Genomic DNA, 11,489 nt, shown 5'->3' on the forward strand with positions numbered 1-11,489 from the left:
AGGCGGGCACGAACCGGGCCAGACCGGCGCCGTAGGTGCCGGTGCCTTCCACCCCGACCCGCTCCACCGGTCCGAAGCGCTCAGCCCAGGTGACCAGGGCGACATAGCCTCGGGTCGAGGCCGCAAAGGCCTGGGTGCCGAGCAGCCGCCCGGCCTCGTCGATCACGGCGGCCACATGCAGATCCAGATGGGTGTCGACCCCAACAGTGACCGGGCTAGCGGGTGCTGTCATGCTCTCCATGTCGTTCCTTCCGGGCCGATCGGACAGGGACGGCACGCACCCATCGGGACGGCGGACAGCACTGCGATGGGACCTCTAGGCCAGGCTCCTATCGGGTCACGTTCGCCCGACCGGTGGGTGCCTCGGGACACCCCCGGGCGGCTGGTCGACAGATCAGTTTCAAGGCACCGGGCCGGGGAGACTTCGGGTCAGACCAGCCACCCGAGGGCACCCACCCCGATCATCGCAGGGAGACTTTCTCTACACCCTCAAGGCCGCCCGCAGGGCCGGCAGCGACGCGGCGGTCACCGGGGCGCGGCCTCACCCTCCCGCCGAGGGGGAGCCGAAGCAGTCGGGAGGATGCCGGGGTTGGCCGGGCTGGACCGCGGGCCATTCGAGACAAGCAGTCAGCAGCGTCTTGACTGTCAGAGTTTTCGACCTCTGCGAATGTTTCCGAACTGCGAGCATCAGCACACGATTACCCTTTACCGACCATAGGCGGCCTGTCCCAAATGCGGTAGTGTCCCGGCCTGTCCATCACGGGCATGCCCGGAGGACGAGAGGGGGTGGATGAGGGCGCCGCCACGGCACACGCCCCTCCAGGGCGCAAGAGCATGCTCCTCGCCGCATCAGCACACCAGGAGAAGGTGGTAGCCATGCGCTCCCGCACCACCCGTCGGCTCGCCATCGCCGTCGCTATCGCCGCGCTAGCCGTACCCGCCGGCGTCGCGGTCGCCACCCCAGGCGTGGACATTACGGCGACGCAGCTCGGCAAGGGCACCTTCAGCGAACGGGTCAAGATCAGAACGCCCAACATCAAGGCCAAGATCAAGCCATCCGACTTCATCGTCCAAGAAGTGGTGATCGAGCCGGGTGGCCACACGGGCTGGCACAGCCATCCGGGCCCGGCCCTGGTGACCATCCAGGAAGGCACCTTCACGCTGTACGACGGCGATGACCGCAAGTGCCGGCCGCACCAGTACGGGCCCGGGCAGGCGTTTGTGGACAAGGGCGGCGGCCACGTCCACATCGGCCGCAACGAGGGTACCGTCACGGTGAAGCTGCTGGTGACCTTCATCGTTCCCGTGGGCGCTGCGCCTAGAATCGACGTGCCCGACCCCGGCAACTGCGACTTCTGACCTGGCTGTCGGCAAGCACGCAACCGGCCATGAGCGGGCTCAAGACCCGTCGTGGCCGGTTGCTCCTGCGTCGCGCCGGCCACCGTTCAGTGCCCTGGTCGCGAAGGACCGAAGCACCCTCCGGTTCAGCCTTCGGCCGTCGTCGCCGTACCAGAGCCAGGTCTGTCCTCGTCGGACGCGCCTTCCAAGCTGGGGATCCTGGTCCGCGCTGGGTCCGTACGGCATCGGGAATGCCTGGTCCTCGGCGGGCACCAGCGGTCACGGCCGGCAAGCTGGAACCGCAGGTCACACCGCATCCACCGCCCTGACCTCGGACGTCGCAGCAGCATGGGGCCGGGTTCAAGTCCCCCCTCCGACACGACCAGTACGCCTACCGAGCTCCACCTGAACCTGAACGGTGTGGCGGTTGGGGTCGTAGACGCCATTGATGCCGAGCTCCTCCCACCGGCCTCCTCGAGGAGTGCTCGGACCTGCTCAGGGGCGACCCCTCAGGGGCCGTGCGCGAGTCCCGGAGTTGCGCTTCGGCGGCGGCACGGGTGGCGGTGACCTCGGCGATCCACTGTTGCACGATGGCCGGGTCGGTCCCAGCCGCCAAGGCGGCCCGGTAGCGGTCCAGTCGCCGCTGGCAGTCGGCCAGGGCCTGTCGGGCGCCACATGGCGCATCCGGAACCGGACCGATCGGGGGCTCGAGACGGCGCCGGATGCCCCAGGCACGTCCTCCCTCTGCCCTCGCGATTCCGTCGATACGGGCGTAACCAGCAGAGACCCAGCACTCGTCAGGCGTCGACCTCGAGCTGCGAATGCTGGTCGTCGGCGGGCCGCGGACCTCATCGAGGACATGTCCATGCGACCGCTGATTGCGAACACGGGCGCTGACGTCTGCGGGCGCACACGAGTCGGGAGGAAGGGTTGTCGCACAAACGGTGGCGGTCTCAGGGGGTGACAGCAACACGGCTGCAGGCTTGCCACAGTGCGGGCTTGGCCTCGGAGTTGCTGTCTAGGTGTTGATCTGGTCGCTGTCGAAGGCGATGGGGTCGTCTGGTTGGACCGGCCGTGCGTCAAGGCGCGGATCGGCGCTGCCGCCAGCGGTCCGGCGAACAGCAGGTAGTCTCGGCCCGGAAGCCGGACGCGGGGTCCCTCCAGCACCTCGGCAGGGAACGCCGACGGGACGGGGATGGACCCGTGGTTGCCCATGATCGCGACCGAGGGGCTGCCGTGCAGCCAGCCGTGGCCGTCCCAGAGGCACAACCAGCAGGATTCAGGGGTGCTGGTGTGCCGGGCGAGGGCTGCGCACAGGATCCGCAGCAGCTCGGCCGGCAGGTTCCCCTCCGGTGGATCCTCGCCGTCCCAGGGCGCGGGGTCGGCCCGTGCCGCCGATGACGGCCGGCTGATGGCATGAAACTGCGCCAGCCGATGCATGCTGCGGCCGGACCAGGCCGCCACCTCAGCCCAGCGCACTGGCTGGCCCTTGGGTCCTCGGGCGGGGTGCAGGATCCGCACGAAGGCAGGGAACCCGTCAGGGACCACGGCGCTGACCGCAGATCCGAAGCGGCGCAGCCGTGGCCTCAGCCAGTCGGCCGCGGTGACGTCGGCAGAAGGATGCAGTCCGTGGTCGTTCACCAGGTAGGTCCCACAGGTCAGGGCAGCAGCATCGTGAGTGCTTGTGAGGGTGTCGTGAAGCCGAGGATCTGTCGAGGTCGGCCGTGAATCGACCACGCTTCGCCCTGGCGGATGAGGCTTTTCTCATCGGGCTCTCATCGTGCGGTAACGAACAGGTAGTAGGGTCGACAGGATGCGGACTCTCGGGATCGTTCTGGCGGGCATGGCGGTGCTGTGTGTGGTGGCCGCCGCCGTGGGCGGTTCCGGCCTTGCCGGCGCGGCCGACGCTCCTTCCCTGGGCTCGCCGATCGTGGCCGGGTCATCACCCACCACTGCGACGGTCGGCGCGGCCGGCTCCGGCGACCCCGCCGCGCGGCCGACCCTGGCGCCGTCGACGTCGACGACAGCTCCGCCGCGGACAGCGGCGCCGGTGTCCCCGCCGCCGGTCCAGGTCGCCGGGGACGACCCCGTCGACGACCTCGAGGACGACCGGCAAGACGCCGTCGACGACCTCCAGGACCGTCGGGACGACGTCGACGACGCGGACGACGATTGAGCCCGGCCGGCGGGTCAGGCAGGATCGGGCAATGGCAGGCCCCAGGTGGAAGCGGCGGGCACCGGTGAGCGCCCGGGCCCGCATCGTCGGCTGGATGGTGTTGCTGGTCGGCCTGGCCCTGGCCGTCTCGGTGGGGCTGAGCTGGCGGGTCCTGCTGGCCCGGGTCGACGAGCGCGCCAACGCCGAGCTCGTCCACGAGAGTCGCAAGCTGCGGACCTTCGCCTCCTCGGCCACCGACCAACGGGGAAACCCCTACCGGAAAGTGGACGCGCTGCTGGAGCGCTATCTTCAAGAGACGCTGCCGGAGGCCGAGGAGGAAGCCTACTTCAGCGTGGTGGCTGGCCGGCCGACCCACCGCAGCCTGGGGACGGCGCCGGCCCGCCTCGACACCGACCCGGCGTTCGTGGCCCGGGTGGCCGCCGCCACCGAACCGACCTATGGCTGGGCCGACAGCTCGGCCGGGGCGGTGCGCTATGCGGTGCTTCCTGTCCGGGTCGCCGGCGATCCCCGGCCGGGCGCCCTGGTGGTGCTGGAGTTCCGTGACCTCCAGCGGCGGGAGGTCACCGACGCGGTGCGGGTCCTGACCCTGGTCGGGTTCGGCGCCCTGGCCGTTGCCGGCCTGGTGAGCTGGCTGCTGGCCGGGCGGGTGCTGGCACCGATCCGGCTGGTCCGCCAGACGGCGGAGCGGATCGGCGAGTCCGACCTGACCCGCCGCATCGCCGTCAGCGGGGACGACGACGTCGCCCAGCTGGCCAGGACGTTCAACAACATGCTGGACCGGCTGGAGGCGGCGTTCGCCGCCCAGCGGCGCTTCCTCGACGACGCCGGGCACGAGCTTCGCACGCCGATCACGGTCATCCGTGGGCACCTTGAGCTGATGGGCGACGACCCGGCCGACCGGCGCGAGACCACCGTCCTGGTCACCGACGAGCTGGACCGGATGAGCCGCATCGTGGACGACCTGATCGTGCTCGCCAAGGCCACCCAGCCCGACTTCCTGACCCTGGCGCCCGTTGACGTGGCCGACCTGACCGTGGAGGTCGTCGCCAAGGCTCGAGTGCTGGGGCCGCGGCTCTGGACGGTCGCCGAGGTGGCCGAGACGACGGTCCTGGCCGACGGCCAGCGGCTCACCCAGGCGCTGCTCCAGCTGGCCGCCAACGCCGTCCAGCACACCACCCAGGGGGACAAGATCGCCGTCGGGTCGACCGCCAGCGGTGGGTTGGTCCGGCTGTGGGTGACCGACACCGGGCCCGGCGTCGCCCCCGACGACCAGGAGCGCATCTTCGAGCGGTTCGCCCGCGGGTCGGAGGAGCGCCGCTCCGAGGGTGCCGGGCTCGGGTTGACGATCGTCCGCACGATCGCCGAGGCCCACGGCGGGGTCGTGCGGGTCGACAGCGCACCCGGCCGGGGCGCGACCTTCATCCTGGAGCTGCCCGCCCGGCCGCCGCCGGCCGCCCCGGCCACCCCCCACGAGCAGCGGGTGGGAAGGGCCACCGGATGAACCGTGTCCTGATCGCCGAGGACGAGCGACGGATCGCGTCGTTCCTCGAGAAGGGCCTGGCCAGCAACGGCTTCACCACGGCCACGGTTGGCGACGGCGAGGCCGCCTACCACTACGCCCGCAGCGGCGAGTTCGACCTGCTCATCCTCGACATCGGCCTGCCCAAGGTCGACGGCTTCACCGTGCTGCGGCGGCTCCGGGAGGACAGGGTGGACATCCCGGTGGTGATCCTGACGGCCCGTGACAGCGTCCGCGACACCGTCGCCGGCCTGGAGAGCGGCGCCGACGATTACATCCCCAAGCCGTTCGCGTTCGAGGAGCTGCTCGCCAGGGTCCGGCTCCGGCTGCGCAGCCAACGGGCGCCGGAACCGACCATGCTCCGGGTGGGCGACCTCACCCTCGACCTGCGCACCCGCCGTGTCTACGTCGCCGACCAGACGGTGGACCTGACCGCCCGCGAGTTCGCCCTGGCCGAGGTGTTCTGCCGCCACCCCGACCAGGTCCTGTCGCGCGAGCAGCTGCTGTCCACCGCGTGGCGGTTCGACTTCGACCCGGGGTCCAACGTGGTCGACGTCTACGTCCGGTACCTGCGCCGCAAGCTCGGCGCGGAGCGGATCGAGACGGTCCGCGGCAGCGGCTACCGGCTCCGCACCGACTGACCCTCAGACACGACGCCGATGAAGACTTCCTCATCGGCCCCTCATCTCCCTCCAATGGTCCGTCGTAAGACTGGAACGACCCGCACGGCCCACCCGGGGAGGTGACGACCACGACCGACGTCATTCCCCGGCCACGACCCCGAGTCGCCTTGTACTCTCACGACGCCCAGGGTCTCGGCCATGTCCGGCGCAATCTCGCCCTGGCCGGCGCCCTCCAGCTGCTCGACCCGGCTCCCGACGTTCTGCTGCTGACCGGCGCCCCCGAGGCGGCCGCTCTGCGCCGTCCATCCCGGACCGACCTGGTCGGCCTGCCTGCCCTGGCCAAGAGCCAGCAGGGTGCCTATACGGCCAGACACCTCTCGGTCGCCGCCAGCGAGCTGGCCGAGCTTCGCACTGCCCTGCTGACCGCCACCCTGACCACGTTCGTGCCCGACCTGCTGGTGGTGGACAGGCATCCACGCGGCTTCCGCGGCGAGCTCGAGCCGGCCCTGGAGCGGCTGAACGCGCTGGGCTGTACCCGGGTCGTGCTCGGCCTGCGCGACGTCATCGACGACCCGGTGCGGACCCGCCTGGAGTGGCGGCGCGACCGTGGCAGCCTGGCCCTGGCCCGCTACTACGACCAGGTCTGGCTGTACGGGGATCCGGCCGTGTACGACGCCGGCGCCGTGCTCGGCCTCGACCCCGACTTGGCGACGACCATCGTGGCCACCGGCTACCTTGCCCGCGGTCGTGACCACGGGCCCGGCGGCCGGCGCCCGCCGGCCCACCGACTCCCAGCACGATATGTGCTGTGTGTCCTGGGCGGCGGCGGCGACGGCGGCGCCGTGGCCGAGGCGTTCGCCCGCGCCCCGCTGCCCGCTGGCCACGCCGGCGTCCTGGTCACCGGACCGCAGATGCCGCAGGCGGCGCGCGAGGCGGTCAGGGTCATCGCCGCCGGACGGGATGGCCTGCTGGTCTACGAGTTCCTGGACGACGTCGAGCGCTGGCTCGGCCACGCGGCCGCGGTCGTCTCGATGGGCGGTTACAACAGCGTCTGCGAGGCCCTTGCCGCCGGGCGGCCGCTGCTGGTCGTCCCCAGGGTCAGGCCCAGGGCCGAGCAGCTCATCCGAGCCACCGCCCTGGCCAGGACCGGGCTGGTCGACCTCCTGCACCCGGACGAGTTGGATCCGCCGAGGCTGGGCCGCTGGGCTGCCAGCGCCGTCCGGCGCGGGCCACGGCCACCGTCCCCGGTCGACCTGGACGGCCTGGCCAGGATCCCCGCGCTGGCCAAGGCGCTGCTGGGCGGGAGGCGTCCGGCGCGACGGGGAGCCGGCCATGTGGCCTGACCAGACCGGCGGCGGCCGGGTTGGCTACGTCGTCAAGATGTACCCACGCCTGTCGGAGACCTTTGTCGTCTCGGAGATCCTGGCCAGGGAGGCCTGCGGCACCGACATCGAGATCTTTTCGTTGCGCCAGCCGGTCGACCCGTACTTCCATGACAGCCTGGCCCGGGTCCGGGCGCCGGTCACCTATGTGCCCAGGGCGCGGCGCCTCGACGAGCTGTGGTGCGCCATGGGGGCGGCCGAGCGGGAGTTGCCCGAGCTGACGAGAGCCCTGCCCGAGCTGCTCGCGGCCGATCCCGAGGACGCCGGGCAGGCGCTGGAGCTGGCCGTCATGATCCGCCGGCGCGGCATCAGCCACCTGCACGCCCACTTCGCCACCCTGGCCACCACCGTGGCCCGGCTGGCTTGGCTGCTCAGCGGCGTCCCGTACTCGTTCACGGCCCACGCCAAGGACATCTTCCACCAGCAGGTGGACCACTCCGACCTGGGCCGCAAGTTGGCCGACGCCCACCACACCGTGACCATCAGCGAGTACAACCTGCAGCACCTGCGTACCGCCCACGGACTGGCGGCCGAGCGGCTGCAGCTGGTCCGCAACGGGGTCGACCTCCAGGCGTTCCCCTACGGCGGCCCCCCGGCAGCCGGCGGACCGCCGGTCATCGCGGCGGTCGGCCGGCTGGTCGAGAAGAAGGGCTTCGGCGTCCTCGTCGACGCCTGCCGGGTGCTGGTCGACCGCGGCCTGCCGGTGCACTGCCGCCTGGCCGGCGGCGGCCCGCTCGAGCCGGAGCTCCGGGCCCAGGTCGCGGCCCTCGGGCTCGACGGTGTCGTCGAGCTGACCGGGCCGCTGCCCCAGGCGAGGGTACGTGAGCTGATCGCGTCGGCCACCGTGTTTGCCGCGCCCTGCGTGGTCGACACCGACGGCAACGCCGACGGCCTGCCCACGGTGCTGCTTGAGGCGATGGCGCTCGGCACCCCGTGCGTCGCCACCGACGTCACCGGGTTGCCCGAGGCGGTCCATCACGGCCGCACCGGCCTGCTCGTCGGGCCTCACGACCCCGAGGGGCTGGCCGACGCCATCCAGACCCTCCTCCAGGACCCCGGCCTCCGCGCCCGCCTGGCCGTCGCGGCGCGGGCGCTGATCGAGGCCAGCTTCGACGCCCGCCGGCAGGCCGCCGCCCTCGATGACCTCCTGGCGCGGCCGCTGCCGGCGAGGATCGGGGGCTGAGATGCGCCTCGCCTACGTCTGCGCCGACCCGGGCGTCCCGGTGTTCGGGACGAAGGGTTCCTCGGTCCATGTGCAGGAGGTCGTCCGCGCCTTGCGTGCTCGCGGCGCGCTGGTCGAGCTCGTCTGCGCCCGGACCGGCGGGCCGGCCCCGGCCGGCCTGCGCGATGTGCCGGTGCACCGCCTCCCCCTGGCCACGGCCCGGACCACCGCCGAGCGGGAGCGCCAGCTCGCCGGGCACGACTCGGCCATCGCCGGCCTGCTCGCCAGGCGCGGGCCCTTCGACCTCGTCTACGAGCGCTACTCGCTCTGGAGCCGGTCGGCCACGGCCCACGCCGCCCGGGCCGGCTGGCCCTGCCTGCTCGAGGTCAACGCGCCCCTGGTGGACGAGCAGGCCGTCCACCGCGAGCTGGCCGACCGGGCCGGGGCCGAAGCCGTCATCGCCGGCGCGGCCAGCGACGCCACCGCCGTGGTGTGCGTGTCCGACCCGGTGGCGGCCTGGGTCCGGCGCCAGGCCCCGGCGGCCCGGACCGTCGTGGTCCCCAACGGCGTCGACACCGGGCGGTTCCGACCCCCCAGACACCGGCCGGCAGGGCCGTTCATCGTCGGGTTCGTGGGGACGCTCAAGCCCTGGCACGGGGTGGAGGTGCTGGTCGACGCGTTCGCCCGGCTGGCTGGGCGGCTCCCGGCGGCCCGGCTGCTGCTGGTCGGGGACGGCCCGCTGGCCGGTCGGGTGACCGAGCGCGCCGCCGCGCTCGGCATCGGCGCGGCGGTCACCAGGACCGGTGCCGTCGACCCGCTCCAGGTGCCCGGCTGGCTGCACGCCATGCACGTCGCCGTCGCGCCCTACCCGGCCGGCGCCGAGACCTACTTCTCCCCGCTCAAGGTCTACGAGTACCTGGCCACCGGCCTGCCCGTGGTCGCCAGCTCGGTGGGCCAGCTCCCGGCCGCGCTCGACCACGGACGGGCCGGGGTCCTCGTCCGCCCGGGTGACGTCGAGGGCCTGGCCGCCGCCCTGCACGCCCTCGCCCTCGACCCAGGGCTGCGGACCCGGCTGGGCGCCGCCGCCAGGGCCAGGGCCGTCCAGTGCCACAGCTGGTCTGGTGTGGTCGCCGCCAGTCTGGCCGCGGCCGGCGTCGCCCTCGACCCGGCCGACGGGGCGGTGGCCTGATGGGGCGGCGCCACAACGGACACTCGGTCCGTCAGCTGGCCACCGCCTTGCCCGGCCTTCGCCGCACCCTGCGGCACGTCCGGCCGCACCTGCGGCCCCATCGCCACCTTGCCGTCGGCGGCCTGGCCGCACTGGTGGCCGAGGTCGGTTTCCGCCTGCTGGAGCCCTGGCCACTGAAGGTCGTCATTGACACCATCGTCCAGCCCGGCGCAGCCCAGCGTCCGGGCGTCATGCGCCTGATCGCGCTGGCCGCGGCCGCCCTCGTCGGCGTCGTGCTGCTGCGCGCGCTGGCTTCCTACGCCATGACGGTCTGCTTCGCCCTGGCCGGCACACGGGCCATGACCAGCGTCCGGGCCGAGCTTTTCGACCACCTCCAGACGCTGTCGCTGCGGTTCCACCACCGGACGGCCACCGGCGACCTGCTCACCCGCCTCATCGGGGACGTCGGCCGGGTCCAGGAGGTCGCCGTCACGGCCGCGCTGCCGCTGCTCGGCAACCTGGCGGCCCTGGCCGGGATGGCGGTCGTCATGGTCCTGCTCGACTGGCAGCTGGCCTTGCTCACGCTGGTCGCCTTCCCGATCTTCGTGCTGGGCGGCGCCCGCCAGGGTGCACGCATCACCGCGGCCGCCCGACGCCAGCGGCGCCGCGAGGGTGAGCTGGCCGGGACGGCCGGGGAGACCCTCGGGGCCATGACCGTGGTCCAGGCGTACTCGCTGCGGGCATTGCTGCGCGGTCGCTTCTCGGCCAGCAACGCCACGGCCCTGCGCGACGGGGTCAGGGCGGCCCGCCTGGCCGCCGGCCTCGAGCGGGGAACCGACGTCCTGGTCGGCCTGGCCGGCGCCGTGGTGCTCCTGTCCGGGGCCAGGCAGGTGCTCAACGGTTCGCTCACGCCCGGGGAGCTGGTCGTGTTCGTCAGCTACCTGAAGAGCGCCTTCAAGCCCATGCGCGACCTGGCCAAGTACACCGGCCGGCTGGCCAAGGCGGCGGCGTCAGGGGAGCGCATCGTCGACCTGCTCCAGACCCGGCCGGGCGTCACCGACCGCCCGGGCGCCATCGTGGCGCCCCGTCTGCGCGGCGAGGTCTGCTTCGAGGGTGTCTGCGTGGGCTATGGCCCTGGTCCCCTGGCCCTGGCCGGCGTCGACCTGCACGTGCCGGCCGGGGCGAGGATCGGGCTGCTCGGCCCGTCCGGCTCGGGCAAGTCGACCCTGGCCGCCCTGCTGCCGCGGCTGCAGGACCCCAACAGCGGCCGGGTCCTCGTCGACGGGTACGACCTGCGCGATCTCACCCTCGAGTCGCTGCGGGCCCAGGTCGCGGTCGTGTTCCAGGAGAGCGTGCTGTTCGCGACCAGCATCGCCGAGAACATCCGCTACGGCCGGCCCGGCGCCAGCGACGCCGAGGTCGAAGCGGCCGCCAGGCAGGCCAACGCCCACGAGTTCGTGACCGCCCTGCCCGACGGATACCTGACGGTCGTCGGCGAGCGAGGCGGCACCCTGTCAGGAGGCCAGCGCCAGCGCATCGCCGTGGCCCGAGCGCTGCTGCGCGACGCCCGCATCGTCGTCCTCGACGAGGCGCTCACCGGGCTCGACGAGGCGGGCGCGGCCTCGGTCAGGCAGGCGCTGCACCGGCTCACGGCCGGGCGGACGACCTTCGTCATCAGCCACGACGCCGACGACGTGGCCGACTGCGACCACGTCGTCTGGATCGAGGACGGCCAGATCGCCGACCAGGGCCGTGCCGAGGCGGTGGCGGCCAGGCAGGGCCTGCACGGCCCGCTGCGGCCGCTGCACGACCCCGACAGGGGGCGTCGTGCCGCCACCGGCTGAGCTGGAGCTGATCGCCCGTGACCCAGCCCTTGCGGCCATGGCCACCGTGCTCGACCAGGCGGCGCTGACCGCCTTCGTGGCCGAGCGCTGGGCCGCGACCGGCCGCGGCCCGCCGCCGGAGCAGGTGCTGGTGCGCTACCTCCGCTACAAGCCGGGCACCGCGCTGGTGGCCGGGCTGGAGCTGCGCGGCCCCGCCGGCACCGCCATGGCCGCGGCCAGGGCGACCGTCGCGAGCGCCGCCCCGAAGCTGGCCAAGACGCTCCGCGCGGTGGAGCGC

10 protein-coding genes are annotated in these 11,489 nt (G+C 73.0%); 9 read left to right on the top strand and 1 reads right to left on the bottom strand.

All coding sequences use genetic code 11. The annotated features are described in order from the left end of the window. A partial coding sequence (locus VF468_12525) for a transposase (GenBank protein HEX5879119.1) occupies positions 1-232 on the bottom strand: 232 nt, incomplete at its 3' end. A gap of 644 nt (positions 233-876) precedes the next feature. On the opposite strand from VF468_12525, the gene VF468_12530 reads away from it, so the two are divergent. The 9 genes from VF468_12530 to VF468_12570 form a co-directional block, all read left to right on the top strand. Further along, positions 877-1,359, top strand: a complete 483-nt coding sequence (locus VF468_12530) for a cupin domain-containing protein (protein ID HEX5879120.1) — start codon at positions 877-879, stop codon at positions 1,357-1,359. Positions 1,360-3,151: 1,792 nt separating this feature from the next. After that, on the top strand, positions 3,152-3,514 hold the full coding sequence (locus VF468_12535) for a hypothetical protein (GenBank protein ID HEX5879121.1): 363 nt from the start codon (positions 3,152-3,154) through the stop codon (positions 3,512-3,514). 31 nt (positions 3,515-3,545) lie between these two features. After that, a complete protein-coding gene (locus VF468_12540) occupies positions 3,546-5,015 on the top strand; it encodes an ATP-binding protein (GenBank protein HEX5879122.1) in 1,470 nt (489 codons plus the stop codon). Beyond that, the gene (locus VF468_12545; protein ID HEX5879123.1) at positions 5,012-5,674 is read left to right on the top strand and encodes a response regulator transcription factor; all 663 of its coding nucleotides are present in this window, start codon (positions 5,012-5,014) and stop codon (positions 5,672-5,674) included. The genes VF468_12540 and VF468_12545 overlap by 4 nt, the downstream gene beginning before the upstream one ends. A gap of 149 nt (positions 5,675-5,823) precedes the next feature. Continuing rightward, on the top strand, positions 5,824-6,999 hold the full coding sequence (locus VF468_12550; GenBank protein HEX5879124.1) for a glycosyltransferase: 1,176 nt from the start codon (positions 5,824-5,826) through the stop codon (positions 6,997-6,999). Continuing rightward, positions 6,989-8,221, top strand: coding sequence for a glycosyltransferase family 4 protein (locus VF468_12555; protein ID HEX5879125.1), 1,233 nt, complete (start codon positions 6,989-6,991; stop codon positions 8,219-8,221). Before VF468_12550 ends, VF468_12555 begins: the two co-directional genes overlap by 11 nt. A 1-nt stretch (position 8,222) precedes the next feature. Beyond that, complete coding sequence (locus VF468_12560) at positions 8,223-9,389, top strand: glycosyltransferase family 4 protein (protein ID HEX5879126.1); 1,167 nt, start codon at positions 8,223-8,225, stop codon at positions 9,387-9,389. Next, entirely contained in the window at positions 9,389-11,212 is a 1,824-nt protein-coding gene (locus VF468_12565) for an ABC transporter ATP-binding protein (GenBank protein HEX5879127.1), read from the top strand. The genes VF468_12560 and VF468_12565 overlap by 1 nt, the downstream gene beginning before the upstream one ends. Next, on the top strand, positions 11,196-11,489 hold a 294-nt coding region (locus VF468_12570; protein HEX5879128.1), incomplete at its 3' end, for a hypothetical protein. The genes VF468_12565 and VF468_12570, both read left to right, overlap by 17 nt.

The organism is Actinomycetota bacterium, assembly GCA_036280995.1.
In the GTDB taxonomy this organism is placed as follows: domain Bacteria; phylum Actinomycetota; class CALGFH01; order CALGFH01; family CALGFH01; genus CALGFH01.